This window comes from Leptospira stimsonii (assembly GCF_003545885.1).
Taxonomy (GTDB): domain Bacteria; phylum Spirochaetota; class Leptospiria; order Leptospirales; family Leptospiraceae; genus Leptospira; species Leptospira stimsonii.
In genome coordinates, this window is sequence record NZ_QHCT01000004.1 from 305,888 (window position 1) to 331,007 (window position 25,120).

The following is a 25,120-nucleotide window of genomic DNA, read 5'->3' on the forward strand; positions in this document are numbered from 1 at the left end:
GCTCGATTCTTTTCAAAAGGCTCGTAAGAATCGAACGCTTCGCTTCCGGATTAGACCAAAATCGTTTCCGAAGATACGTCCTGATCTAAGTCTTCGTCCCTCGCTTCTTTTTCGGCCACGAGGGCTTTTAGGTTCGTCATGATAGAGCGGAATTTGGAGCGATTCCCCACGAGTCTATAGAGTTCCACGAGGTGTTTCAGATTTCGGATATTCTCCGGCTCGCGGGAGCGAAGACGTTCCGAATATTCGATCGCCTTGGAATATTCTTTGATTTTACGCAACGTAAAAGAAGTATAATATAAGAATTCGTTGTCGAACGGAAACTTGCCCACGTAACTTTCGGAATATCCGGCGGCCGCGGAAAAATCCTTTTGATTGATACAAATTCTTGCGAGTTGTTTGTAAAGACCCGGATCCGCGTCGCTTATGGAAAGCGCCTTTTCAAAAAGTTCTCTCGTCACTTTCAGATTCTTCTTACGGATTTCCTGGATTCCTTCCTTAACAAGGCGGTTGTATTCGTCTCCTGCCGAAGGAATTTTTTGCAAGGGGAGTTCCGCCTCGGTCTTATATGCGATTTTCATAATAGAAAGATCGTCTGTGACTTCTCCTGCGTGATGAAGAAGTTTTTCCAAATCGGCGAGGTCTCCGTTTGCGAGTTCCACGAGACGTAAGAATAAGGTTTCGTCTTCGTTCATAAACGTTTCATCGGAACCGGGTCTTTTCAGAAGTATGTCGTCTCTTCCGTCCGAGCCGATAAAAACGAAATCGTTCGGTTCTAGTTTAAACACTCGGATGATCGGCTCCGAAGCGTTTTCCGTAAAACCGATCTTTCGAAGAAGAAGTTCGTCATCCAGGAAGTTCGCCTTTCCGTCTCTGTAGAGAACCATCCAGGGATGTTCCGCGTTGATCGAATACAAGGCGCCCGTTTCCTGATCGAATAACGCGATCACTGCGGAAACGAGCATACTTCCGTCGAACGTTACGAAGACGTTCTGAAGTTCCGTATAACAGTCCTTTAACCATTTCTCCGGACTTTTTTTCTGATTGGAACGAGAAAGTTGTGTTCTTGTGATGATTGCCTTAAAAACGGTTCCCATCACCAAAGCTCCGCCGGCGCCTTGAATCGATTTACCCATCGCGTCCGCGTTGAGAATGACGAGATACGTTTTCCCCATCAGAGTGATTTCTTGAATGGAACAGAGATCTCCTCCGATCTCGGAATTTTTCGTGCGGAATTGGAATTCCTTTTTTTGTTTGAGAACGGATTCTATTCTTGTGTTTTCATCCGAATATCGAAGCGAAGTGAGAGGTTGTATGAGAAGGGAAGTGAGGTAATAATCCCCGTCCTGTTTTTCCTTTAATGCTTGGACTTCGCTCAGAGTATCTTGTAGCTCTTGTGTCTTTTCTTCGACTTTTCTTTCCAGAGAAAGTTGGTGGTCCAAGAGTTCCTTTTTCATGTGTACGAAAACTTCTCCCATCTGACCGAGTTCGTCCGTTCGATCCAAATCGATGATCGTGGTCTCGTCTTCGGATGGATTTTTCATCGCAAAGTTCAAGGCTTTGACTGCGTTGATGATGTCCCTCGAAAAAAGATACGATACGAGAAGAATTCCTATAAAAATCGAAAGCGCGAGAAGGCCACAGTAGATCCAGAGGTTTTGTGTGGTCGTGTGGAGTTCGGTCTCGTCGATCATAAGAACGAATTCGAGTGCTAAATTGGTAAGGCCTTTGTTCTCGTATGGAATTCTCGTGAGATAATAATACTTTCCGTCAAAGGCAAAGCGGGAGCCGTTTTTGAGAGAGGAAAGCGGGTGATTCTTCAGATAATTTTGGATTCGATCCCCGGAGACAGAGATTTGTTTGTCCTTTTCGTAGATCGCCATGTGGACGTCAGTGGAACCCGTGATGTTCTCCGTGAACTTTTGGTCGACGACCTGACCCACCAAAACGAGGGAACCGTTTCGTAGAGGCGATGTCATACGAAGTCCGAGGCCGCTGTGGCCGAGTTCGAGAGTGGAGGCGATTTTACCGTTAAGCGCTTCTTGGACGATTTTTTGTTTTGATTTATCGTCTCCGAAATCCGCGGGTCTGTGAAAACGATAAACGACTTTTCCGGAAGCGGAGATCACTTCGAAGATCGAAAGGTCGTATTGTTTCATGATTCCGAGAAAGTAATCCCTTTGTGAATCCAAGATGGCGCGGTTGTTCGAACCGGATTCTAAGATGGAAAGCGTTTTCGAATTTCGTTCCAGCTCTTTCAGCATAAAACGAATCGTTTCTTCCTTATGCCTGAGTTCTTTTTGAAAGTCCACGGATTTGTCGAGGGCGCGTTTATCCTGTGGTTCGTTTTTGACTCGGTCGATCATCTGAATGAAAGTAAACGCGAGAATGAGAACAAGAAACAACTGACTTGCGCTGAGGATTAAAAATATTTTTTGTCGGAAACTCATAAAAAACTCGCTCGGGTTCGAGATAAACTCAGTTCATTCGATTTCAAATGTTGAGAATTTTTTCATTGGGATCGAGCCGGTTCGAAAAAAAATTCTAAAGGTCAAAACTGGCTCAATTTGTTTTTTCAGCATCGAAAGTGAATTATCACTTGAACCCATAGCAGTGGAAGGTAGTTTAGAAATCCCCCGGTTTTCAGATCGGGAATGTGAAAATCTCGTTACAGAAATAAAGAGCTTTATGTCCCCAGAAGAGAAACGAATTCAAGAATTAGAAGATGAAAACAAAAAACTCAAACGGCAGATCGAAAACACGGCTCAATCCCCTTATCTAAAAAAGGGAATGGCAAGCGTAAGATATTACGCGAGAATTTTTCGGGAAGAAATCGTCGAAAACGAGATCCGTGGAAGGATTGACGAAAGTTTGGGAACCCTGTACGAGATTAAGAATTTCGTTCATCGTTATTCGTCGTTAGCCGGTCTTGACCCGGATACGATTCGAATCATCGCGACCGAGGCCACACAAAACATAGTGGAGCACGGACAAGGAAAATACGCCGAAATTGAATTAGAATTACATAATGAAGTTGTAAATCCGTTTTTTAAGATGTCTTTCAAACACGAGATGAAACCCGGAATGAAATACACACTTTCTCAGATCAACGAGAACGTAAAAAAAGGGGATTTCTCCTCGGAACTTTTCGATATAGAAAGTTCCAGAGGAAGAGGGGAGTTTTTGATGAAAGAACTCGCCGACGAAAGAAGGGTTCTGAACGGAGTTGAAATCACTCCGGAAGGAAATAAAGTCCATTATTTCAAAAGGGTTTTGATCAATTATAGGGACCCAAAGGGACCGAGAGACGTAACGAGTTTCGACGAGATCAAAGAAGAAATCGATCGGTTGGACCCGGAAGAAGCGCTCTGCTATTTTCATATCGATCACAGGAAGAGCAAATTGTCTTCCGTGACGATCGTAGTCACCGCTTCCAGAGAAACCAAACTCAGAACCATAATGGAAGAAGCCGGATTCTATCTTGTGCACAAGGATAAATATTACAGAGCCGTGTTTTGTTCTTTTGAGCCGACTCGGGAATTCACGCCCGGAGAATTGGAGAATTTATTCGAGAAGGTCCGTAAACAAGTGGAGATCGAAAAGGAATGAGTTCCGATTCCTCATCGGGGACCGGATTTCCGTTTCACCCGTTCCAGGATTTTCTTCTCGGCGAAGTCATTTTAAGAACATTAAAGGAATCGAATGTTGCCTCCGAAACCGCGGAAGAGGCCGTGCGTTCTCATCTTCCGCCGGGTCAAAAGGATTTCGTATTCACACCCAACGCAAAAAAACAAACGTTGATGAATCTTTATCCGGAGAAGATTCGCGGTTTTTTAAAAGCCGGAAAATCCGAAGAAATCAAAAACGAATTTAGGACGATGATCGCTTCCGAAGGGAAAATGGATCTTGCACTGGAACTTTTGGAATGGCTCTTTACCGGCTTTGAAGAAAAGAAATTATTAAACGAATTGTTTTCTCTTGTCTTAAACGAAAAGATTTCCTTTCCGGAAAATTTTCTCGAGAATCTTAAGAAAAACTACGAAGAGGAAGTTCTAAAAGATCTGGAGAGTTTGGAATAGGATCTTTTTGAAAGACCGTTCTGAAAGTGTGAGTTCCTACTTTTTGTTTTCCAGCAAAGTCAAAGTCTTTCCGTAATTTTATCTCGGACGGACTTAAAGTCCGTTTACAAGTAGTTTTTTCGAAGAATTCGTTTGTCGGAAGAATCGGTCCGGCCAGTTTGACCGCCGAAAGACGATCTCTCAATCCCAAGATTTCATTTAAGGTCTAACTCTGAAAGGACAGGGTGTAGGAACTCCAATCAAAAATTAACAGAAGAGCTCTGGTTAAAGAATTCACAATGCTACACGATGCAATTTGTGGGAACTCCTGCGTTTCTGGTTACGAACCACAGAAGAGCAATGAATGAAGCGGCTCCTTGTTTCGGAACAAGACTTAAATAAGAAATTGGTTTATAAAATGAAAAGCCCGCCGAAAGGCGGGCTTGTTAATAGGAGCGATTCTTAGGCGGCTACGCTGGGAGAAGGGTCGACGATTACATCGGAACCGCGAAGAACTTTTTTCCCTTTTTCCGTCCAGACGGCTCTTTGGATCTTTATGATTCTTAGGAGATGAAGGACCTTCATCACTTGATAGGTTAAATCCAATTCAAACCAACGAAACGCAAAGTTCGGAGAATTCGGATGAGCATGATGGTTGTTCTGATACAATTCTCCGGCGATTAAAAAATCCACAAAGAGTGTGTTCATCGAATGATCCGGATTTTCTTTGTGGTTTCTGTAACCATACATATGTCCGCACCAATTTACAATCGCACCATGAATAGGCCCCATCAACCAGTGAATCGGAAGTAAAAGATACCAGCCGTATTGACCCGCAGGGACAAAGTAAAGATAGAATAACGTATAGAGAGTTCCGCAAGTTAAGCGAAATGTCCAAGAATCGCTGAGTTTGTCGATTGCAGGCCACTGCGGATAATTTCCACGGAAGTCCTTTTCGACGTTTGCTTTTTCGTCAAGGATCGCTTCGTAGTTAAGCGCCGTTTTCCACATCATATCCAAAAATCCCTTCGATGCGATCGGAGAATGTGGATCCTTCGCGGTATCGCTATATGCGTGGTGTTGTCTGTGCATGATCGCATAAGCGCGAGGGTTTAAAAAGGAAGAACCTTGAGCGACACAAGTAAAAAGATAAAAGAATTTTTCCCAAAACTTGTTCAGCTTAAACATCGCATGAGCGGCGTATCTGTGAAGAAAGAAGGATTGCGCAAACGCTGATAAAAACCAGTGCGCAAAAAAGAATGTTAGGATGATTGCCATCGAATATTAGCTCCTATTGTATTCAATAGGAGCCGAACACCGATCGCGTGTTGCAAAAAAGTTTTGGAATTTTCTAAAAAAAGGATCCGAACTCGTTCCAAAAATCGATTTTCGAGGAAAAAAAAGAAGTTCTTTTCGAAACGCAAAAACGCCGACTTTTCCCGGAAAGGCAAAAACCGAAGGGAATTCCCGACTTTTTTAAACAAAAGGTTCGATGGAAATGATTTTCCTTTTGGATCGTTTTAACCGGAATGCGAATGCCGCCCCTTTGATTTTATTCCCTCCGGAAACGGTTGCGATTCCTTTGTAGAGATCCGAAACATCAGTCACTTTGGCGATCAACCACTGGCAAGGCGTGATTCTTCCGTACTTTCCAGTGCACGATATCCATCGTCCGTTCCAAGGTCGGGCACAACAATCGCACCATTTTGAGATCGTTTGGTTTTGCGATTTCGGTTGCAGAGAAGAATTTCGTCCCAATTTTATTTCTGTCGTGAACTTGAAGAGACTCTGCCTCATTTTTTATAAGAACGGAGCCACTCGCGGAATTCGATTCGGGTATAAGAACGTCTAAGAGGGAAAGCTTTGTAAGAGTAGAATGGGGTCGCTCCTTTGTTCAGTGTTTTTCTCGCCTGCCAACTCGGAAGCGTTTTGAAATCATCGATTGTCGGAGTTCCGACTCGGAAAAACTTTTTACTTGAAAGAATTAGAATTCTCTGATAGAGAAAAGTCTCTCGGAGTTTCCACCACCCACCCCTCCACCCAAGATCAGGGTGGGGTGAGGTTTTTTACGGTGGAATGTCGTTTTTCCGACTGATTTGTCTCGAGACTCAGGGTAAGTGAATTCTGGAAAAAGAAAAGGCGAAGAACGACGAGCGTTTATCCCACTTAGATCGGATCAATTACAGAGAAATCGATTAGAAAGGAACGGAGAATTGAATGAAAGAAAAGAAAATTGGAATTTTAGGATCGGGGATCGTAGGTCAAACATTGGCCAATGGATTCCTAAAATATGGGGCGGAAGTTAAGATTGGGACCAGAGATCCTGAAAAACTCAAAGACTGGTTGTCCAAAGCAGGGAAGGGGGCTTCGGTCGGATCCTTCGGAGAAGCGGCGGCATTCGGAGAAATTCTCATTCTTGCTTCAAAAGGAAATGCGGCAAAGGATGTCTTAAAGCTCGCCGGAAACGATTTCCTAACCGGAAAGACGATCCTCGATACAACGAATCCGATCGGTGATCAAGCGCCTGTCAACGGCGTTCTTAATTTTTTCACAACATATAACGAATCTCTTATGGAGCAGATTCAAAAAGAATATCCAAAGTCGAATTTTGTGAAGTGTTTCAGTTCGGTCGGGAGTTCTTTGATGGTGGATCCTCAATTGAAAGGAGGAAAGCCGAGCATGTTTATCTGCGGGAATAACGAGAACGCAAAAAAACAAACGAAAGAGATCCTGGATACTTTCGGTTGGGAAACGGAGGACATGGGTAAAGTCGAAGCGGCCCGCGCAATCGAACCGCTTTGTATTCTCTGGTGTATTCCCGGATTCTTATCTCAATCCTGGACTCACGCTTTTAAACTCTTAAAATAAGGGACCACTACGGTTTCGGTTTGCTCGAAGCGGATCTGGATTTTGTTCCTCCGGCCGCTTCGAGGAGAGGAATGATCGCGGTTCTTTCATAAGCCGTTGCTAAGGAAAGTGCCGTATATCCATCCACTTGGTAGTTCGGATCCGCTTTTTTCTCCAGAAGAATTTTCGTAAGTTCAGGAAGATCAAAGTAAACGGAGAGGTGGAGAATTCTCCATCCTTTCGTCTCCGAATTCGGATCGGCTCCTTCGTTTAACAAACGAAGAGCGGTATTGAGATCCTTCTTATACGTCGCCTTGATGAGAGCGTTATTTTTCGAAGTCTGTTCTTCCGGTGTCAAAACGATCGGATTGTTGGAGGGTTTCGATTCTTCAGAAATGTTTCGATTGGAAAGTTTAGCGTTTGGGTCTCCCGAGAAAGCGTAGTCAAAAATGACTTTTGAATCTTGAATGCCTCGATGAAAAAATAGTTTTCCACCGGAGAATCCAGGATGATCGAGTTTCGTAACTTCGGAGAGTTTTGTCTGCGCATCGTAGATTCCTCCGAAATTCTTTCCGGTAAATAGATCGGCGACGATACTCTGCGCGGTCCAAGGCGCCCATGTCGCATAATATCCTTGAAAGCCCGCTTTTAAAAAAGGTGCGGAATACATGGTGACTCTTTGTTTGGTTTCCTCGGCGTCTATGACTCCCATGTCATAGGCCATGTTGCCGGCAGTAAAGCAGGCGCCGAGGAAGAGAACGATCGCACCCGGTGCGGGCTTCAGAGAATTCTCCACTTCGTCATTGGAAACAAATTTCCCCTTCAATGCAAATCCTCCTACATACTTCTGATGGAAAGGAGAGTTCGTGAGATTGCTTCCGATTCCGTGTCCTGCATAGAGGACGATGTTCGCGCCTCTGATCGCCTCTTTGATTTGTTCCCAAGGCGTTCGAGGGCTATAAAATTCCAAGACTGAAACTCCTCTCGCTTTGAGAACCTTCGTCACTTCTTGCATATTCTTAATATAACCCAACGTGCTTGGACCGTTGTCTCCGTCGACGTCTCCTACGATGGCCACCGCCTTAAATCCGCTTCCGGAGATTGTCGCTTCGGGAAGGTTGGCTCGTTTGGAGATTTTGAGGACCGATTCTCCGATTGCGTGATTGGGATGTTCTCCTTCCGAAAAAATAGGGAAGGTGAAAAGGAAGAATAAGAAGAGGATCTTCGAAGGATTCATAGTGGAAGGAATCTAAGAAAGAAATTTCCTATGTCAAGAAGAAGTAGGCTCGAAAAAAAGATTCTTAAATGATTTTTTTTTTCGTAAGACGACGGCACCTTGAATGCGAAGGGAACCGTTCTGGGTATGGAAATTCTATCTTTTAGCTCCGAGAGAAAAATTCAGTCCGCTCTGATTGAAGGCCCGCTGGGGACGGATTCGATTCTAATTCCTCTTTCCCTTTGGGATAAATTGAACGAGGATGAGAGAAGAATTCTTCGGAGAAAGCTTCCCTATCTTCTGAGGAAATTCGGGAAGTATGTGAGTTCTCTAAAGAGGCTTCATTGGAGAGCGGGAAAGATCAAATACAATCGAGGCGTCGGGAAGATGAAGAAGATGAGTATTCGGGTCAACACTGGAGCGTGGGCTCTTCTCGGTGCGCTCGCGGCCGCGCACGGGGTTTCGAGGTGTTATCTTTTTAATTATATGCTTTGGTTGGATGAGGTTGGGGTCGGAGATTCTATCGTGGATACTTTGAACCAAGGAGTTCCTAGGTTTCACGAGTCTTACAGAATGATCTGGACCCTCAATTTACGAGAAAATCTCATTTCCCGAGAGCTGGAATTCGAACCAAATCCCATGACCGACACCTTCCCCTATCATCTCCCACCCAAGGGCACATAAACAAACCACCCCTCTCAAAAAAGGACCCAAAACCAACCGAAAGGTCTCGAATCCTCGCCGAGACTTTCGGCACCGCACGGACAGACCTTCATTCCACGCTCCTCTCATCTCCTCTCAAGAGGACTCGATTCGAAATCGGTTTGACTTTCGGGAAAGAATCCATCCAAGAAGAATCTACATCCAAAAGATTCCTTGAAGAGACCGAATCATCCGAGGACAACTCGATCTCCAAGGACCTGGAAGCGCCACCCGAAGGTTTCGTAAAATTCAGCAAGACGTCTCCGCCTTTGATAATCGAATGCGAAGGAGAATTCAAAACTGCGAATATAATATGTTTTGCATATGTAAGCCCGGCTCTCGTCCTTGGAGACGAAAGAGGTTCCATCGGAATCCAACCGAAGGACGGGTGCCAGACTTCGGCGACCTTATGATTTAGCTCCACCTTCGGAGAGACCGGAAGCCAGTTCCAAGCGAGCCTCGCAGGAATCCCAGCGCTTCTCAAGAGGGCGATCTGAGCGTAACTATGTTCTGTGCAAGAACCATGACCGTTTTGAAGAACTGTGGGCGCCGCGTCGAAACGTCCGTCTTGTTTATAGACGAGATTCTTTGTGATATGTTTATAGACCGCTTGGATATAACCTTCGACGCTGGAAGATTCCGCTTTGAGTTGATCTCGTATGGAAGTGATCCCCGGATCGTTGATCAAATATACCGATTTATCTTCTAAGAATTGATTCCATTTCCGATCGACCTTCCAATCTTCCCAAGAAGTGTTGAAATTGGAGAGTCCGGAGTCCAAGTTAAATCTTTCAATCTTCGCAGAATAGACGACTTCCGTCCAAGACTGACCGGCGGATAAGGCGGGAATTTTGACGAACAAGGTCCGATTCCCTTGCGCGTCTTCCTGAAAAGAGCCGAACTTTGAAACGGATTCTTCGCTCAAAGTCTGCGATGCCGTTTCTTTAGGAGGAATTGCAACCGCGATTTCGGATTCCGGGGAATCCTTCTCCTTCGCACTCACCGTGAGAGAAAAAGAAATTTTCTCCTTCTTTGGAGCAAAACGATAACTCAGATTCCCTTTGAGAATCTGGTTTCCCGGAACGACGGGATAAAACTGGTTTCCGATCTTGATTAGATTTTGATAATATCCTTTCTCCGGATCCATCAGAGCGAAATCCTTTCCTCGACAGGTCACCTTAGGCGCCAGTTTCCCGTCGATCTTCACCGAAAAACGATCTTTTATGGAGTTTAGAATCGGGTTGTAAGAATGGAGATTGAAATCTCCATCGTTGTTCCAGAGAAAAATTTCCTTCTCCGAGCAGGCATAGGCCTGAGCGATTTTCGAAACGGGCACTTCTTTGCTTTCGATTTCATTCCCGTTTTCTCTATCATAAAAAGTGAATGTGTTTCCTTGGATTCCGAAGAGTTTTCCCTGAAAAAATCCGAGGGAGGTCCAACCGGAGTTCGTCGCGGGGAATGGAAACCTTCTTTTTGTTTCGAAAGAATCGGCGTCGATTACTACGATTTCTTTTTTTAGTCTCGCGAAGATTTGATTCTTCTCCTTGTCCCAGGCCAAACCTCGAACCGGTTCTCCGAAATCGATGCGCTTCGAATCTCCGTTTTTAAAATTCCGCAAGATCAAGCCGTGACTTTCTTTTCCATTTTCGCCCGGAAGAATCGCGGGCCAGAGGATCCAGTTTCCCGCGATCAAGGCGCCTTGAAAACTCCGGACTTTCTCTTCGCTCTGTGGGGGAGCGACTTGGGCGTAATCCGTATTCGCAACCGTTTCCCAGTCGAACACCGGATAGGCGGACTGAGAAAAAATCGGAAACGAAAGAAGTGGAAAAGAGAGGATCAAAATCGAAAAAGAAGATTGGAACGACATGAGAGAATCCGACTCGGACAAGTCCCGGATTCTAACCTTTCCAAATTCTAAAAAAGAGAATCTCTTAAAAAATCGAACTGCCGTAACTCAAAACGATCTCCTCTAAAATTGAATCGAACAAGGAGCTTCTCCCAAAACCGGAAAAAGAATCTGTAAGAGTTCCTACCTGATTTTCCTATCTACGCCCTCTTTTGCGAATTCCGAAATTCCTCCCTCGATCTAAAAACGGAGGAGTTCCCACTCTTCCGAAATTTCGAAACGTTTGCGAGTTGATCCGAATTCTAAAATAAAAAGAGCCTGTTCCAAAACCTAGGATGTGGGAACTCTAACATCAAAAGAAACAATCAAAGTGTACTAAACGTCGGCTTTGACTCTATTTTGTAGGACCTCATACGTTTTATTAGAATTTTCTTAAGCGGATCTCTTCTGGATTTCGAGGTTTTGGGACAGGCTCAAAATTGAATGCATACGAGCCCGTTCAAACGGATCTTCGATCGTTGCCTTTCACTTCCGAAACATCGAATCCGAAATTTTTTCGGGGAGCTCTGATTGTAAAAAAGAACGAAGAATCGGACTCAAACTTTCAGATGTCTTTTGATTTCATCCAAGGCCAGGGATTCTAAGGTTTCAAAATTTGTGGAGCCGGAGTAGGGAAGATGTTCGATCAACTTTAGGCCGAAGTTTCCATAGTCGTTCTTGATCCATTTTTTGAGTTGAAGAAGGGTTTCTTTCGAACGGTCTCCGGAGGGAACTGCTTTTCGAATAAATTCCAGAAGTTCTACGATCCCGACCTTTGTTTTTGTGGAAGTTTTGAAAACGGGAGGAAGATTTTTTCCCGGCATCATGTCTTTTAAGAATTCCAGGGTCGTGATCAACATATGATAGCTAGAATTCGCGAGTTGTTCTTCGTCGCATTTGTTCAAAATAAAAGAATCCGGAACTTCCATGATTCCACTCTTCATAAACTGAACTTGGTCCCCGCCTAATGGTTGCAAGACGAGAAATGAAAGATCCGTGAGCTTGGAGACTTCGATTTCGTTTTGCCCGATCCCGACGGTTTCGATAAAGACATAACGAAAAAAACAACGCAAAAGGCGTATGACGTGATACGTGTAAGGATTGACTCCTCCGAGTTCGAGTTGGCTCGGTTGGGAACGAAAGTAGATTCTTTTTTCTCTCGCCGGAAGAGAAAGCCTGGTTCGATCTCCGAGAAGAGAACCTCCGGAGATATGACTCGAAGGGTCGATTGCAACGATCGCCATCGTCTCTTCGTTTTCGCCTTTTAAGAATTGAGTCGCAAGTTCTCCGAGCAAGGAAGATTTTCCCGCGCCCGGAGTTCCGGTAAACCCCACCGTCAAAGAATTTTTTCCTGTCAAACCTCGATTGTAGAGTTCTTCAAAAAGATTTTTTCTAAATTCGAAGGAATCCGGCCTTTCCACTCCCGAGATCAGTTTCGCGAGAGGAAATTTTTCTCCCTCTCGCGCTCCCTCGATGAGTTCCGCGAGTTCTGTCCTAGATGGATTCACAGACATTTCCGAAGAGGACGCGTTATGCGGCTTTTACGGTTTTGGAAATGATATCGATGATTTTCTCCATCACGTCCATCAAATCGTAATCCTTCGGAGTAAAGATCGCCTTTACGCCGAGTTTTAAAAGAGCCTCGAAATCTCCGGGAGGAATGATTCCCCCGAAAACGACGGGAATGTTCGCTTTGTAGTGTTTTAATTCCTGGAAGATCTGTTCCGCGAGTTCTTGGTGAGAACCCGAAAGGATCGAAACTCCGATCACGTCCGCGTTTTCTTCCACGGCGGTCTGAACGATTTCCTCCGGTGTTAAACGAATTCCGGAATAGATCACGTCAAAGCCCGCGTGTTTTGCGGAAACCGCTATCATCTCGGCTCCGTTGGAATGTCCGTCTAACCCCGGTTTGCCGACTACGATCTTCGGTCTCGAACCGTTTGTTTTTAGGAAGGCTTCGACTTTTCCTCTGACTCTCGTTACCTTTTCGGTTTCGAGATTGAGTTTTTGTCCTTCGACTCCGGTAGAAGGTCTGTATTCTCCGAAAACGGATCGTAGGACGTCGGCCCATTCTCCCGTGGAAACTCCGGCCTTGGCACATTCAATCGAAGCGGTCATCAGATTCTTATTCGCTTTTGCGTCCGCTTCGAGCTTGGCAAGAGCGGCCTTTACTTGGTTCGCGTCTCGTTTTTCTTTTGTCTTCGCCAAAACTTTGAGTGTTTCTTCCGCGGACTTCGGATCCACTTTGAAAACCCCTCCGTCTTGGTCGGTCATCAGAGGAGATGGAATTCCTTCCGTCCATTTGTTCTTTCCGACGATGATGAGTTCGTTGTTGTTGATCTTTGCGAGACGTTCCGCTTGCGATTTGACGAGTTGCGATTTCATATAACCGTTCTCGATCGCCTTGATCGCTCCGCCCATATCCAGAATTTTCTGAATTTCTTTGTAGGCTTCTTCTTTGAGATCTTTTACTTTGCTCTCTACTACTTTAGAACCTTCGAATAGATCCGGATACTCTAATAAGTCCGTTTCATACGCGAGAACTTGTTGAAGTCTTAAGGACCACTGTTGGTCCCAAGGTCTTGGAAGGGAAAGGGCTTCGTTCCAAGCGGGGAGTTGAAGCGCTCTACAGCGAGCGTCCCGGCTCATGGTGACGCCTAACGCTTCGATGAGAATTCTCCAAGCGTTGTTCTCCGGTTGTTCTTCGGTGAGACCGAGAGAGTTTACCTGAACCCCGTAACGAAAACGACGATACTTTTCCTGTTTTACTTGATAACGATCTCTCGTGATCTCGTCCCACATATCGGTGAAGGCGCGCATCTTGCACATCTCTTCCACGAAACGAATTCCCGCGTTTACGAAGAACGAAATTCTTCCCACGCACTGTTCGAATTCGTCCGGAGTAAAACAGTTTCTTTCTTTGATCGCGTCGAGAATTGCGATCGCGGTCGCGAGAGCGAAAGCGAGTTCCTGCACCGGAGTTGCGCCGGCTTCCTGCAAGTGATACGAACAGATGTTAGATGGATTCCATTTAGGAATGTTTTTCAAACTGTATTCATACATGTCCACGATCACGCGGATGGATTGCGCGGGTGGGAAGATGTAAGTTCCTCTTGCGAGGTATTCTTTGATGATGTCGTTTTGTGTGGTCCCTTGGAGGAGTCCGATGTCCACGCCTCTTTCTTGAGCGAGGGCGACGTAAAGAGACAGAAGATACATCGAAGTCCCGTTGATCGTCATCGATGTGTTCATTTCTTCGAGTGGAATCTGGTCGAAGAGAATTCTAAAATCCTCAAGGGTGTTGATCGGAACTCCGACTTTTCCGATTTCCGGTCTTGCGATCGGATGATCGGAACTGTAACCGCATTGGGTCGCGAGGTCGAAGGCGATGGAGAGTCCGGTTTGACCTTTGGAGAGGTTTTTTCGGAAGAGTTCGTTCGATTCTCTTGCGTTCGTGTGTCCCGCGTAGGTTCGGAAGATCCAGGCCGCTTCTTTGGATGGCTTTCCGGCTTTGTCGTAAAGGATATGATCTTTATTTTCCATGAATTCTGTCCCGATTCGAGGTTCTCATTGTTACTTCAAAATGTGTTGGTAGAATTTCACCTCAATTTTTATCCTTGCTCTGATTTCCGCAAAAACCCAACGGACCCGCAATGGATTTAGAAAGAAGCAACAAAGCCAACCCAATCTACCTTTTTCTCTCGGCGATCGGCCTTTCAGTCGTGCTTTCCGTCCTTTACAACTGGTTTGGAGAACCTCTGAATCCGGAAGCTCTGAGTGTTCTTGCCAATCTTCGTTCTCTTACGGAAGAGGGAAAATTTTTCTCCGATCAAGCTCCGCTTTCCTTTTTCATTCTGGATTTTTGGAAATCGATCACAGGACTCAACTATACGACGGCCTTCTATTCTCTCTCTGCATTTATTTTTTCGTTCTGTATACACGTGATCGGTTTGATTCTTCAGAGAGAAAAGTGGAAGCCGAATCACTATTTGATCTGTTATCTATCCGCGCTGACTCCGCTTACATTTTCTATGTCCTTGCATTTTTACTCGGAGTTGTTCAGTCTTTCGTTTTTGTTGATCCTCTTTCTTGCGTTTCGAATGGAGACCTTGGGCGACATATTCTTGCTCGTGGTTTGTATTCTAGGAAGTTTCTTTTCCCACTTCTCGGTCTTTCTTTTCGGAATGACGGTCTTTGTGATCAAAGCCGGAACCGTGGGAATCAAAGAGAGAAAAAAACATCAGTCCGTTTTCTTTAAGAGAAGAAATATTCCGCAACTCGTCCTTCTCGTTTATTTAGGAGCCCTTCTTGCTCTTCTTACAATTCTGGTAAACGTCGATTTCTACGGAGAACACTCGTTCGAGAGTTTCTATAAACTCGGCTGGAATTATCTGATCAATATCGGTCCTTTGTTCCTCATTCTCTACATAGGAAGTTTTCTTTTGAAATCGGAAAAGGAGCTGAGCACGATCGCCGCGAGCGCGGTGTTGTTCGTGGCGCTTCTTGTTTCGGCATATTTTTCGGTGAAACCTACGACCGGAATCAACGCGACGAAGTTAGGCGCGTTTACAAAGGATCTTGTAAACTTAAAGAGTAGGGAAGTGATCCAAGCGGAGGAGAAGATCTTTGCAAGCCCCGCTGTTTCGTCTTACGTGTATTTTCATTCCAAACAAAGGCTTCTTTCTATCAAACCGAAGGAATGGAAGAATCGGGACTATCTCTTTTTAGAAGAGGTCTGGCTCGCGGACAAGAGAGATCTTTTAAAACGATATAAGTTTAAGAATCCACAATACGTTTTTTTATCCGGAGAACAAATTCTGATCACCGGCTTTCTTACAAAAGTAATCAGCGGTGAGAAAGAAAATACGCAGATCAAGATCCAGGTCGAAAAAGCGAATTCTCAATTGCTTTCTAAGAATGGAGAAAAAGGGCTCAATCGTTTTCTGACGGGAATCTTCACGTCCTCCGCGCTGAGTCCGGAAGAGAACCCTTGAAATCCATCTGGAATCAAAAGAAAAATTCAAAAGATAAGAATCCGACTTCCAAGAGTCAAAAGATCGCCGTCTCTTTTTCAGAATATAAAGAAAAACTAAAGTTTCGCGTAAGAGGCAAAAAAGAAGAATCTTCCGAGGATGAGGGTTTGACGATAGGAGCCAACGGACTTCCTTTTGAAACCGCATATTGGAGGGATATCTACGGTTCCGGGACGGACGTGGACGCGACATTCAACGCAAAAGAACACGCACGTTATGCGAAATCAATCCTCAACCTGATGGAGATCAACGTAAACTCGATCGCCGATTTCGGATTTGGGAAAGGGATTCTTTTGAAAGAGATGGTAAAGATCTTCAAACCCGGAAGGGTTCTCGCGATCGATCCTTCGGAGCAGATGCTCGACGAACTGATCGCGCAAAAATGGATCCGCGCCTGGAATATCTCCGTCTTAAATACAACCGTTCAAGAATTAGATTTGTCTTATTTTGTTCATCTTCCTTTTGATCTTGGAATTTGTAATTCCGTTGTACAATATATCGAGGGAGATCTCAAACCGGTTTTCGAGAAACTTCATAGAATTGTAAAGTATCTCTACTTCTCCGTTCCCACAAAAGACGACTATATAAGAATGAAAAAAGAGATCTACTTTGAAGATCCTTACGCATTCGTAAGAACTAAAAAGCAATACATGAAGATGATTGAACCTTACTTCCGAAGAGTCGGTTTTAATCTTTTAGAAAGTCGCCTTGTCGCAGATTCCCGTTTTACCGATCAATTGTTTAAGGATGAATAATCCTTAATATCCCTTCCCTCCAATCCTCACCGGATCGGAGTCAAAGGATTTCACCACTTTCGTCCTTAAAAAGTTGATCCCTAAATCTTCGAATCCCAACAGATTCGCATTCTTTAAAAAACTAAACTCATCCAAATACAACTGACTGAATTCTGGTCGTATGTAACCGTACGCAGAGAAAGCACTTTTGACTAAACGATGATTTCCTTCAGCGACTTGATTGTGGATTCCGTCTTTACACCAACGATTCTTTGCTAACCTGTATCTACTGTCTTTAGATTTTGCGCTCAGATCGATACTCTTCCTTCTTCACGGATCTTAGCTGTATCCTGTCCCGGAGTTACACCAAAAAAACGCTTATATTCGCGACTGAATTGAGATGGGCTTTCGTAACCTACTCTGGTTGCGGCGGCTAAAGCATTCAATCCATCGTGTAGCATGAGCGCTCTTGCCTTATGAAGCCGAATGTTTTTTATGTATTGAATGGGTGACGTATTCGTCACCGTCTTAAAGCAGGAATGAAACATGGATATGCTCATTCCTGCTTCAGCGGCAAGATTTTGAATATCCAAATTTTCATAAAACGCCTCGTGAATCGTATCCAGTGCCCGCGCAATCATAAAGAAGTGTCGTTTTCGGTAGGCGATCGCACGCAATGATTCTCCTCCATCTCCGAAGGCCACTCTGTAGATTAGTTCCCTTACGATCATGGGTCCGAGGAGTCGAGCATCGCGGTTATTTCTTAGAGATTGAAGAAGTCGATAAACGGTATCAATTATAGTTTCAGTTTGCTCAGCGGTATAAGGACCTTCGGGAACGATCGTCTCATTTCCTTGTTTATCATTACTCTGATGAAGAATTTCAACGATAGCCTCCGGAGTAACGGTCACTGATACACCAAGCAAAGGTTCTTTTAAGGTAGCCGTCATTTCACATTCAACCGGCAAAGGCACCGCAAGTACGAGATAATTGGAGGCGTCCTGGACAAAAGTTTTATCTCCTAAAAATATTCTCTTTTGTCCTTGGAAAAGGAAAACAATCCTCGGACCGTAGGATTGCGGTTGTCTTGGTGAGGATTCCGTGATTCGATAGATTCTTACACCTTCTATCTCCGTTTGAAGAATTCCCTTCTCTGGAACAAGGGTCGCAAAGGGTTCCGAAATTTGTCCTCTCTTACTCTGTAACTCTACTGACTTCATATTTGCTTTAGAATGAACTTATCGTTTCCCTTAGAAAAAGCATTCATTTTTCAGAATCTTAGGAGGATTAGGCAAGAAATCAAAACAAACGAGTATTGTCGGGTTCGTGGAAATATGCTAAGTTCTTTCACAATGGAAACGGTCAAACTCAACAACAGCGTAGAAATTCCTATTTTAGGTTTTGGAGTATTTCAGATAACGGATCTCTCCGAGTGTGAACGGTGCGTTTCTGATGCTCTGGAAATAGGCTATCGTCTAATCGATACGGCGGCATCTTATTTGAACGAGGAAGCGGTAGGAAACGCGATTAAAAAAAGCGGCATCGCAAGAAAAGATTTATTCGTCACTTCTAAACTTTGGATTCAAAGCGACGGATATGATGGCACAAAAAAAGCGTTCGAACGAACTCTGAACCGTCTTCAATTGGATTATCTCGACCTCTATCTGATTCACCAACCCTATGGAGATATTTACGGAGAATGGAGGGCGATGGAAGAGTTATATCGGCAAGAAAAAATTCGTGCGATCGGCGTCGCCAATTTCCAGCCCGACCGTCTCATGGATCTGATTCTCCATAATCAAATAATTCCGGCGATCAATCAAATAGAAACCCATCCTTTCAACCAGCAGATTGAGAATCATAAGTTTCTAATAGAAAACAAAATCCAAATTGAATCTTGGGGACCTTTCGCGGAAGGAAAGAACGACCTTTTTAAAAACGAAGTTTTACTTTCAATTGCAAAAAGGCACGGGAAGTCGATTGCTCAAGTCGTCCTCCGTTGGTTGATTCAACGAGGTATCGTCGCAATCCCTAAATCTGTTAAAAAAGAACGTCTTGAGGAAAATTTTCACGTCTTTGATTTCGAATTAAGCCCCGAAGATTTGGTTCGTATTTCAGGATTAGATAAAAAAGTAAGCAGTTTTTTTAACCACAATGACCCGGCGATGGTTAAATGGCTCGGAGAGCGTAAACTTGATGTTTAATTTAGCAAATGATCATATGAAACGTAAATTATCGAATGTTTCATATATTACGATCCTGATAGTGATTTTAGCAAGTGAACTTCATTCGGAAGACTACAAACGAAATCCATTTACCTTGACCTATGCAAGGGCGATCACGAAAAACGAACCAGGGAAAGTAAATATCAGCCCTGTCACTTATCAACTCAACGGCCTGGATATTTCGGCTAACGTTTACATCCCTGCATACTACGATCCGAAGAAAAAATATCCCGCAATCGTTGTGGCCCATCCGAACGGAGGAGTAAAAGAACAAGTTGCAGGATTATATGCGGAGCGTTTGGCGGAATCTGGCTATATCACTATCACCGCAGACGCCGCCTATCAAGGTGCGAGTGGAGGTAAGCCACGCAACGTGGATAAGCCATCCTATCGTGTCGAAGACATTCACGGTATGGCAGACTATATCATGCGTTTTCCGGGTGTCGATAACTCTCGCTTAGCACTTTTTGGGATCTGTGGTGGAGGTGGTTATTCTCTGAAAGCCGCGCAAACCGACAAAAGATTCAAAATGGTTGCAACTCTTAGTATGTTCAATTCCGGAAGAGTTCGTCGAAACGGTTTTGCGGATTCGCAGTTGAATACGGTTCAGAAGCGGTTGCAACAGGCTTCTGAAGCTCGAGCTCAGGAAGTTGCTGGCGGAGAAGTGCTTTATTCCGGCGATGCAAATCTTACGGATGAGCAAATCGCCAAATTGCCTTTTGAAATGTATCGTCAAGGATATGAATACTATTGGAAGACCCATGCACATCCGAATTCTACATTCAAATATACGACAAGTAGTCTGCTCGATCTGATGAGTTTTGACGCCGTCGATCAAATCGAATTGATCGATAAGCCTCTACTGATGATCGCGGGGAGCAATGCGGACAGCCTTTATATGACTGAGGATGCCTATAAAAAAGCCATCGGGACTCAAGATAAAGAACTTTATAAAATCAACGGAGCTTCCCATATCGAAACCTACTGGGTACCTGAATACGTTGACCTTACGATGAAAAAGCTGATCGTATTTTTCGCGAGAATGAAATGAGAGTAATAAAAAACAAAAACAAGGCGTAATTGTACAATTCCATTATCGAAGAATGAATTTTAAAGTTAAAATTGAATTTTGAACGTTGTTTAGCCTATCTTCAAGGATGAGGAATGAATTAAAATGAAAAAGTTATTTATATATCAAATAATTATAATGTTATTTATCGGTTTAGTAAATAACGCCGATTCAGAAAGTGAAACTCAAAAAAACATCATACTTCAAGAACAAGGTAGTTTTGCGGTTGGCGGAACTGTGTTTGTGGAGCCTGGAAAATTTGATCCAATCAAACACGGTGTTTTCGATCCGGCCGGTCCACAATCAGTAGGTCAAACCCGTCACGGAGATCATGCTTACGTTTTTTATCAAATTCCAACGGGAGCTCGTAAACATCCGATTGTCTTTTGGCATGGGTATGGACAGTCCGCAAAAACTTGGGAGACAACTCCGGACGGACGAGAAGGATTTCAGAATATATTTTTGTGTCGCGGTTTTCCGGTTTATTTGATGGATCAGCCGGGACGGGGAAGAGCCGCGAAGGCCAACAGAGGAACGGCGATTACTGCGGCCGCGGATGAACAACTTTGGTTCGGCATCTTTCGTCTTGGTGTTTGGCCAAATTTTTACGAGGGGGTATCTTTTTCACGAAAACCGGAAGCTCTCAATCAATTTTTCAGGCAGGCGGTTCCGGATGCTGGACCCGGTTTTCAATCGGATCTTTACGTGGACGCAACTTCTGCGTTGTTTGATCGGATCGGCAATGCGATCTTAGTGACCCATTCCGCCAGCGGTGGACTCGGCTGGAAGCTGGCTTTAAAAAATAAAAACATAAGGGCAATTGTCTCGTATGAGCCGGGCGGAGGGTTTATATTTCCGGAAGGCGAGAACGTCGAGCCGATTAAACTTGGTGCTCGAGTGCTCCAGCCCATTTTCGTCCCGAAAGCCGAATTCATAAAATTTACTAAAATCCCAATCGTTCTATACTACGGTGATAATATTCCGGATAAACCGAGTGAAAATCCGGGCAAGGAACAGTGGCGCGTTTTTTTAACGATGGCAAAACAATGGGCCGAGGTTGTGAACCGATACGGTGGAGATGTTACCGTTGTTCACTTGCCTAGTATTGGTATCAACGGAAACACTCATTTCCCATTTTCTGATTTGAATAACGTTCAAATCGCCGACTTAATGTCTGAATTTCTGAATCGAAAAGGTTTGGATTGGACAGACGAAAGCGACTAACGTTTCAAAATCATCGCTGAGTTTCATGCTTCCAAATCATTGTGATCTATTCCTGCATAAAGAATTGTGGAAATAGGCAAAAGATACTCTCAAAGGAGCGAAGACGAATTATAAATATAATTTTCGTGAGGTTAAGATGTACTTCTTAAAAACATTCAATGTAAATCTCCTCGTTGTAACCCTATTGATAGCAACGCCGTATCAACTTATTCTTTCACAAAGTCGAGTCGAAGCGGGAGGATCATTCGATACAAAACGAGAGAGTATAGTTCTTATATCGGCCTTCACGACAAAAGGCGATCAAGTCGAATTGAATCGCGCCATTAGAAATGGCTTAGACGCAGGATTGACGATTAACGAAATAAAGGAGATTCTAATACATGTCTATGCTTATGCCGGTTTTCCACGAAGCCTAAACGGACTTTCCGTATTTCTACATGTCTTGAAGGATCGCAAGCAAAGCGGGATCAATGACGTACTTGGTAGAGATACAAGTCTGATTCACGAGAATAAAAACAAAATTGAATTGGGAACCGAAATTCAAACGAAATTGATAGGCTCACCCGCTCAGAGCGAAATCTACACCTTCGCGCCGGTTATCGATCGATTTTTGAAAGAACATCTCTTTGCGGATATTTTTAGCAGAGACATATTAGATTTTCAGCAAAGGGAAATTGCAACTCTTTCCATTCTTGCAAGCCTTGGAGGTGTAGAATCCCAGCTTCGTTCCCATATAAAAGTCGCTATCAAAATAGGAATAACGGAGAACGAACTTCAAAGTATTCTTTCCATAATTGAATCGAAAGTAAGCTGGGAAAACGGACAAAAGGCGAAAACAATTTTGGAGAATAACCTAAAGCCCAATGCACAGTCCCAATCTTTACCCGAAGAGAACAAAACTTTAAACCAAAATTTTACCGGGAAGGTTTGGATAGATATGATTTTGGGTGATAATCGCACGTGGAACACCCAAATAGGGAATGTAACTTTCGCGCCGGGGGCCCGCACCAAATGGCATTATCATCCAGGCGGTCAAATCTTACTCGTAACGAAAGGTGAAGGATACTATCAGGAAAAAGGCCGACCGATTCGTTCGCTAAAAGCGGGCGATGTGATTCAATGTTTACCAAACGTTCCGCATTGGCATGGCGCAACGCCAAAGAGCGAACTCAGCCATTTTGCGATCGGAACCAATATGCAAAGTGGACCTGTAATCTGGTTAAATCCGGTAACCGAAAAAGAATACAACGGTTACGAAGAATCACATTAATCAAGAGAGAACGAAAAAAAGAAATTCTCCGCGAATCTCTCGGTTCTTTATTTTAGAATTTCGTTTAACGTGTGCGACTTTGCCTCCAAGTTTGCAAGGATCCATTCTTTCGAAATCTCCGATCAATGTGTAAGAAGGCAGGCCAGTCATTCTGGTTTTCGACTTTTGTTTGAAAACTGAAGACGTGTATAAAAAAGATCGTTTGATTTAGAGCGTTCCTAAATTCAAATAAGAATCTTGTTTAAAAACGGTAAATTTTTACAAGGTTGCAACGTTTCGAATCGTCATAAAAATTTACCGTTAATCTAAAGAACAATCTACAAAAATATTTATCCGATCTCGAGCAATAATTTATCGAGTTCCAAACAGAGCGGAATCCAGCCGTCAGCCGCGCCAGCCTCGAGTTCGCGTATTTCGGCCGAAGCATATTTGAATACGTGAGTTAAGAGTGTTCCTTCACCTTGCGTCGTGAATGTGCGCGATTCGACGGTCGCATCCGGATTTTCCGGACCATCAGGATTAAACGTAGACATGTCTGTCGCATAATTCTCGTTATTCGAGAACTTTTCGGGAACTATCACCTCAAGGAATTTTCCATAGATGCCCATTTTGTTTCCCGTTGAGTCGGAAAAGACGTACAAGTATTTGCCGCCTACCTTTAGATCATTCTCGCAAATTTCGAGCTTCCAGCCTTCGGGACCGGTGAGCCATCTAAGTATCAGTTCCGGCTTTGTAAAACAGTCGAATACCAGTTTCCGAGGTGCCGCGAAATACCGTGTGAGTACTACTTCCGTTTCTCCTCGAAGTTCAATCTTCACTTCTTTTTGATCTGCTTTCATCTTTATCGATCTCCTATTGTTTGTATCGTTTTTAATTCTTCGAGAAGCCCATCAAGAGCTTGATATCGCTTCTCCCACATTAAGCGGTATTTCTCTATCCAGTCCGTTGCTTTTTTGAGCGGTGCGGTTTCAAGACGGCGAGGACGCGCCTGGGCACGAACCGACGTTGAGATAAGACCGGCTTGTTCCAAAACCCTGAGGTGCCGCGAAATGGCCGGTTGGCTCATGTTGAAGGGTTTGGCGAGTTCCGTAACCGTCGTTTCGCCTTTTGCGAGGCGCATGAGTATTGCGCGGCGGGTGGAGTCGGCGAGGGCCGCAAAGGTGTTGTCGAGGTTTACCATAGTTAATCCGTTATATAATTCAATAGTTATATTAGAAAAAATGTCAATCATTTTTATGTTTTTTCGGATAGAGCTTAAAAAGGAGAATCGGGTCTATGCCTAAATTTCGGGGCATTTTTATTGAAAAAGGTTGGAAAAAGACCAGTTCTTCGTTTCGGTTTTGAAATCGGATTCGTTTCTTATGTTCCGAGCTCCGTTTGCTGTGTGATATTTGTTAAAAAGAAGGGAGGACGGGATCGATTGTCTATAGGTCGATTCAATTTGCGTAAAAGATTGCTATTCATTCCTTATTTCGAACCGTTCATTCCGATTTGAATGGATAGATCCTTTGTACACATTAATTTCTTGATTTAGATTTATCGCAAGAGACAGCTTATTTTTTTAGGAGATTGTTTCGAACTCTTACAACTTGAACTTTCTGATAAAGTAAGGCAGAGCTTTCGAACTTTCCGTAAAGATTGATTCGCAAAAGGAGATTCACATGGATGAAAAAACGTTAACGAGTATCGTCGTCGGAATTGGAGTCGCTTTGTCTATGGCGCTGATTGCACGTCGTGGAAAAAAATTGGAACCTCTGATTCTAAAAGAACTCCAGGACGCCGGAGGGGCTTTGACATTACCGGATCTTGTGAAACGAATCGGCCTTAAGGATTCGTTCATCAATCGTGGGAAAGTGATCCAAGCAGTGGCACCGATGATTTCCCGGGGCGAAGTCGTTGAAATCGATGATCCGAATGCTACAGTAAAGAATAAATTAGATCTGAAACAATTTCGACTGAAGTGATCTGGGAACGATCTATTTCATAAGCAGGTTCGTTTACGTGTTCTGATTTTCTGAATTTCGCATATTTGAGTTGAAATTGAAGCGCTTCACCCTTGCGATATGTTTAGGTAAAAAAATTTATGATGCGCCTCTTAAGAAATTGTCTGCTCTTGATTTTGATTCATACGTTTTCCACGTTTTGTTTGAGCGCTTTGCCAAAACAAATGCCGGCGGATTTTTATTTGCAATTTCATCGAGACGGAGGAATGCGTCCCGATCATACGGAATTTTATTTTTCGCAAGACCTCTCTCATATTAAGGAGAGAAGGGGACAAAAAAAGGAGATCCTTTGTTTCAAGGTCGATCCGCTTTTATTAAAGAATTTGTACACTTCTTTATTGGAAAATCGTTTCGATCGGATCGGAACCAGACACGAAACGATCTATGATCGAGGCGGAGAAAGTGTTCAAGTAGGAGCCGGTCGAGAAACGTATAACAAATCGGATTCCGGTATGACCCTGATTCAGCCGTATTGGAAATCGAATTGGAAGAATGTTCTCGAAGAAATTAAAAAAACAAAACATCTTTCCGTGGACGATTCCTTGAAAATCCGTTTATTTCTTTCGTGGAAAAACTTTCAGGAACCTTTATCCTTGAATATCAGTTCGGAAAATCGAACCATTTCGTATAACTATCACGTTCGACCTTCCCGTTTTGATGAAATAGGGTTTTATTTTTTACCCGGAAAATACAAGCTTTGGTTAGAGTTTCACGAGGATAAGGCGAAGTTCCACAAATTCCCGATCGAGTTCGAACTGGATCGGGACTCGAAGCAGATTTCATTCCAGTGTGACCCGCAAGGTTGTGTTCGGCTTTGATAAAAAATTAGTGAAATTTATTATTAAAATATAATA

Annotated in this window: 22 protein-coding genes; 12 read left to right on the plus strand and 10 right to left on the minus strand. The window is 43.7% G+C overall.

Annotation, left to right across the window (positions count from 1 at the left end):
• Nucleotides 1–50 precede the first annotated feature (50 nt).
• Nucleotides 51–2,450 carry a SpoIIE family protein phosphatase gene (locus DLM75_RS15905; RefSeq protein WP_118969480.1) on the minus strand — a complete coding sequence of 800 codons (2,400 nt, stop codon included), beginning with the start codon at nt 2,448–2,450 and terminating at the stop codon, nt 51–53.
• A 238-nt stretch (nt 2,451–2,688) separates the two neighbouring features.
• On the opposite strand from DLM75_RS15905, the gene DLM75_RS15910 reads away from it, so the two are divergent.
• Together DLM75_RS15910 and DLM75_RS15915 are read left to right on the plus strand one after the other, a co-directional pair.
• Entirely contained in the window at nt 2,689–3,609 is a 921-nt protein-coding gene (locus DLM75_RS15910; protein WP_069609463.1) for an ATP-binding protein, read from the plus strand.
• Complete coding sequence (locus DLM75_RS15915) at nt 3,606–4,079, plus strand: hypothetical protein (protein WP_118969481.1); 474 nt, start codon at nt 3,606–3,608, stop codon at nt 4,077–4,079. Before DLM75_RS15910 ends, DLM75_RS15915 begins: the two co-directional genes overlap by 4 nt.
• Before the next feature lie 441 nt (nt 4,080–4,520).
• Here DLM75_RS15915 and DLM75_RS15925 read toward each other — a convergent pair whose 3' ends face one another.
• Together DLM75_RS15925 and DLM75_RS24125 are read right to left on the minus strand one after the other, a co-directional pair.
• Nucleotides 4,521–5,336, minus strand: coding sequence for an acyl-CoA desaturase (locus DLM75_RS15925; protein WP_118969483.1), 816 nt, complete (start codon nt 5,334–5,336; stop codon nt 4,521–4,523).
• 198 nt (nt 5,337–5,534) lie between these two features.
• Nucleotides 5,535–5,816 (minus strand): hypothetical protein, encoded by a 282-nt coding sequence (locus DLM75_RS24125; RefSeq protein ID WP_147456647.1) that lies wholly within the window; start codon nt 5,814–5,816, stop codon nt 5,535–5,537.
• A 459-nt stretch (nt 5,817–6,275) separates the two neighbouring features.
• Between DLM75_RS24125 and DLM75_RS15940 the strand changes: the two genes are divergently transcribed.
• Nucleotides 6,276–6,926: an NADPH-dependent F420 reductase gene (locus DLM75_RS15940; RefSeq protein WP_118969486.1), complete on the plus strand. Its 651-nt coding sequence runs from the start codon at nt 6,276–6,278 to the stop codon at nt 6,924–6,926.
• 7 nt (nt 6,927–6,933) lie between these two features.
• Here the strand turns inward: DLM75_RS15940 and DLM75_RS15945 are convergent, their stop codons facing one another.
• Nucleotides 6,934–8,142 carry an ankyrin repeat domain-containing protein gene (locus DLM75_RS15945; protein ID WP_118969487.1) on the minus strand — a complete coding sequence of 403 codons (1,209 nt, stop codon included), beginning with the start codon at nt 8,140–8,142 and terminating at the stop codon, nt 6,934–6,936.
• Between the two features lie 126 nt (nt 8,143–8,268).
• Between DLM75_RS15945 and DLM75_RS15950 the strand changes: the two genes are divergently transcribed.
• Entirely contained in the window at nt 8,269–8,805 is a 537-nt protein-coding gene (locus tag DLM75_RS15950; protein WP_118969488.1) for a DUF1564 domain-containing protein, read from the plus strand.
• Nucleotides 8,806–8,893: 88 nt separating this feature from the next.
• On the opposite strand, the gene DLM75_RS15955 is transcribed toward DLM75_RS15950, so the two are convergent.
• The 3 genes from DLM75_RS15955 to DLM75_RS15965 all read right to left on the minus strand — a co-directional run bounded on the left by DLM75_RS15955 (nt 8,894) and on the right by DLM75_RS15965 (nt 14,251).
• On the minus strand, nt 8,894–10,690 hold the full coding sequence (locus DLM75_RS15955; protein ID WP_118969489.1) for a transglutaminase-like domain-containing protein: 1,797 nt from the start codon (nt 10,688–10,690) through the stop codon (nt 8,894–8,896).
• 575 nt (nt 10,691–11,265) lie between these two features.
• The gene (locus DLM75_RS15960) at nt 11,266–12,216 is read right to left on the minus strand and encodes a P-loop NTPase family protein (RefSeq protein WP_118969490.1); all 951 of its coding nucleotides are present in this window, start codon (nt 12,214–12,216) and stop codon (nt 11,266–11,268) included.
• Between the two features lie 22 nt (nt 12,217–12,238).
• On the minus strand, nt 12,239–14,251 hold the full coding sequence (locus tag DLM75_RS15965) for a protein meaA (RefSeq protein ID WP_118969491.1): 2,013 nt from the start codon (nt 14,249–14,251) through the stop codon (nt 12,239–12,241).
• 110 nt (nt 14,252–14,361) lie between these two features.
• Between DLM75_RS15965 and DLM75_RS15970 the strand changes: the two genes are divergently transcribed.
• Both DLM75_RS15970 and DLM75_RS15975 read left to right on the plus strand, forming a co-directional pair.
• Nucleotides 14,362–15,702: a hypothetical protein gene (locus DLM75_RS15970; RefSeq protein ID WP_118969492.1), complete on the plus strand. Its 1,341-nt coding sequence runs from the start codon at nt 14,362–14,364 to the stop codon at nt 15,700–15,702.
• 62 nt (nt 15,703–15,764) lie between these two features.
• Nucleotides 15,765–16,496, plus strand: coding sequence for a class I SAM-dependent methyltransferase (locus tag DLM75_RS15975; RefSeq protein WP_118969626.1), 732 nt, complete (start codon nt 15,765–15,767; stop codon nt 16,494–16,496).
• Between the two features lie 287 nt (nt 16,497–16,783).
• Here DLM75_RS15975 and DLM75_RS15985 read toward each other — a convergent pair whose 3' ends face one another.
• Nucleotides 16,784–17,695, minus strand: a complete 912-nt coding sequence (locus tag DLM75_RS15985) for an AraC family transcriptional regulator (protein ID WP_118969493.1) — start codon at nt 17,693–17,695, stop codon at nt 16,784–16,786.
• A gap of 114 nt (nt 17,696–17,809) precedes the next feature.
• On the opposite strand from DLM75_RS15985, the gene DLM75_RS15990 reads away from it, so the two are divergent.
• The 4 genes from DLM75_RS15990 (at nt 17,810) to DLM75_RS16005 (ending at nt 22,263) form a co-directional block, all read left to right on the plus strand.
• Nucleotides 17,810–18,679 carry an aldo/keto reductase gene (locus tag DLM75_RS15990; protein WP_241547947.1) on the plus strand — a complete coding sequence of 290 codons (870 nt, stop codon included), beginning with the start codon at nt 17,810–17,812 and terminating at the stop codon, nt 18,677–18,679.
• A 16-nt stretch (nt 18,680–18,695) separates the two neighbouring features.
• Nucleotides 18,696–19,751 carry an alpha/beta hydrolase gene (locus DLM75_RS15995; protein WP_118969627.1) on the plus strand — a complete coding sequence of 352 codons (1,056 nt, stop codon included), beginning with the start codon at nt 18,696–18,698 and terminating at the stop codon, nt 19,749–19,751.
• A 123-nt stretch (nt 19,752–19,874) separates the two neighbouring features.
• Nucleotides 19,875–20,993: an alpha/beta hydrolase gene (locus tag DLM75_RS16000; protein ID WP_118969495.1), complete on the plus strand. Its 1,119-nt coding sequence runs from the start codon at nt 19,875–19,877 to the stop codon at nt 20,991–20,993.
• Between the two features lie 136 nt (nt 20,994–21,129).
• The gene (locus DLM75_RS16005; RefSeq protein ID WP_118969496.1) at nt 21,130–22,263 is read left to right on the plus strand and encodes a carboxymuconolactone decarboxylase family protein; all 1,134 of its coding nucleotides are present in this window, start codon (nt 21,130–21,132) and stop codon (nt 22,261–22,263) included.
• Between the two features lie 329 nt (nt 22,264–22,592).
• Here DLM75_RS16005 and DLM75_RS16010 read toward each other — a convergent pair whose 3' ends face one another.
• The gene (locus DLM75_RS16010; protein ID WP_118969497.1) at nt 22,593–23,102 is read right to left on the minus strand and encodes an SRPBCC domain-containing protein; all 510 of its coding nucleotides are present in this window, start codon (nt 23,100–23,102) and stop codon (nt 22,593–22,595) included.
• Between the two features lie 2 nt (nt 23,103–23,104).
• Nucleotides 23,105–23,443, minus strand: a complete 339-nt coding sequence (locus DLM75_RS16015; protein WP_118969628.1) for an ArsR/SmtB family transcription factor — start codon at nt 23,441–23,443, stop codon at nt 23,105–23,107.
• 535 nt (nt 23,444–23,978) lie between these two features.
• Between DLM75_RS16015 and DLM75_RS16025 the strand changes: the two genes are divergently transcribed.
• On the plus strand, nt 23,979–24,227 hold the full coding sequence (locus DLM75_RS16025; protein WP_118969629.1) for a hypothetical protein: 249 nt from the start codon (nt 23,979–23,981) through the stop codon (nt 24,225–24,227).
• Nucleotides 24,228–24,346: 119 nt separating this feature from the next.
• Nucleotides 24,347–25,084, plus strand: a complete 738-nt coding sequence (locus DLM75_RS16030; RefSeq protein WP_241547948.1) for a hypothetical protein — start codon at nt 24,347–24,349, stop codon at nt 25,082–25,084.
• The last annotated feature ends 36 nt before the right edge of the window (nt 25,085–25,120 follow it).

What these genes read in the sequence shown, in the direction of transcription:
- DLM75_RS16025 (WP_118969629.1), top strand. Translation starts at nt 23,979, where the DNA reads ATGGCGCTGATTGCACGTCGTGGAAAAAAATTGGAACCTCTGATTCTA.
- DLM75_RS15910 (WP_069609463.1), top strand. Translation starts at nt 2,689, where the DNA reads ATGTCCCCAGAAGAGAAACGAATTCAAGAATTAGAAGATGAAAACAAA.
- DLM75_RS15905 (WP_118969480.1), bottom strand. Translation starts at nt 2,450, where the DNA reads ATGAGTTTCCGACAAAAAATATTTTTAATCCTCAGCGCAAGTCAGTTG.
- DLM75_RS15990 (WP_241547947.1), top strand. Translation starts at nt 17,810, where the DNA reads ATGCTAAGTTCTTTCACAATGGAAACGGTCAAACTCAACAACAGCGTA.
- DLM75_RS16005 (WP_118969496.1), top strand. Translation starts at nt 21,130, where the DNA reads ATGTACTTCTTAAAAACATTCAATGTAAATCTCCTCGTTGTAACCCTA.
- DLM75_RS15965 (WP_118969491.1), bottom strand. Translation starts at nt 14,251, where the DNA reads ATGGAAAATAAAGATCATATCCTTTACGACAAAGCCGGAAAGCCATCC.
- DLM75_RS16010 (WP_118969497.1), bottom strand. Translation starts at nt 23,102, where the DNA reads ATGAAAGCAGATCAAAAAGAAGTGAAGATTGAACTTCGAGGAGAAACG.
- DLM75_RS15995 (WP_118969627.1), top strand. Translation starts at nt 18,696, where the DNA reads ATGAAACGTAAATTATCGAATGTTTCATATATTACGATCCTGATAGTG.
- DLM75_RS15915 (WP_118969481.1), top strand. Translation starts at nt 3,606, where the DNA reads ATGAGTTCCGATTCCTCATCGGGGACCGGATTTCCGTTTCACCCGTTC.
- DLM75_RS15945 (WP_118969487.1), bottom strand. Translation starts at nt 8,142, where the DNA reads ATGAATCCTTCGAAGATCCTCTTCTTATTCTTCCTTTTCACCTTCCCT.
- DLM75_RS15940 (WP_118969486.1), top strand. Translation starts at nt 6,276, where the DNA reads ATGAAAGAAAAGAAAATTGGAATTTTAGGATCGGGGATCGTAGGTCAA.
- DLM75_RS16030 (WP_241547948.1), top strand. Translation starts at nt 24,347, where the DNA reads ATGATGCGCCTCTTAAGAAATTGTCTGCTCTTGATTTTGATTCATACG.
- DLM75_RS15955 (WP_118969489.1), bottom strand. Translation starts at nt 10,690, where the DNA reads ATGTCGTTCCAATCTTCTTTTTCGATTTTGATCCTCTCTTTTCCACTT.
- DLM75_RS16015 (WP_118969628.1), bottom strand. Translation starts at nt 23,443, where the DNA reads ATGGTAAACCTCGACAACACCTTTGCGGCCCTCGCCGACTCCACCCGC.
- DLM75_RS15950 (WP_118969488.1), top strand. Translation starts at nt 8,269, where the DNA reads ATGGAAATTCTATCTTTTAGCTCCGAGAGAAAAATTCAGTCCGCTCTG.
- DLM75_RS15985 (WP_118969493.1), bottom strand. Translation starts at nt 17,695, where the DNA reads ATGAAGTCAGTAGAGTTACAGAGTAAGAGAGGACAAATTTCGGAACCC.
- DLM75_RS15925 (WP_118969483.1), bottom strand. Translation starts at nt 5,336, where the DNA reads ATGGCAATCATCCTAACATTCTTTTTTGCGCACTGGTTTTTATCAGCG.
- DLM75_RS16000 (WP_118969495.1), top strand. Translation starts at nt 19,875, where the DNA reads ATGAAAAAGTTATTTATATATCAAATAATTATAATGTTATTTATCGGT.
- DLM75_RS15970 (WP_118969492.1), top strand. Translation starts at nt 14,362, where the DNA reads ATGGATTTAGAAAGAAGCAACAAAGCCAACCCAATCTACCTTTTTCTC.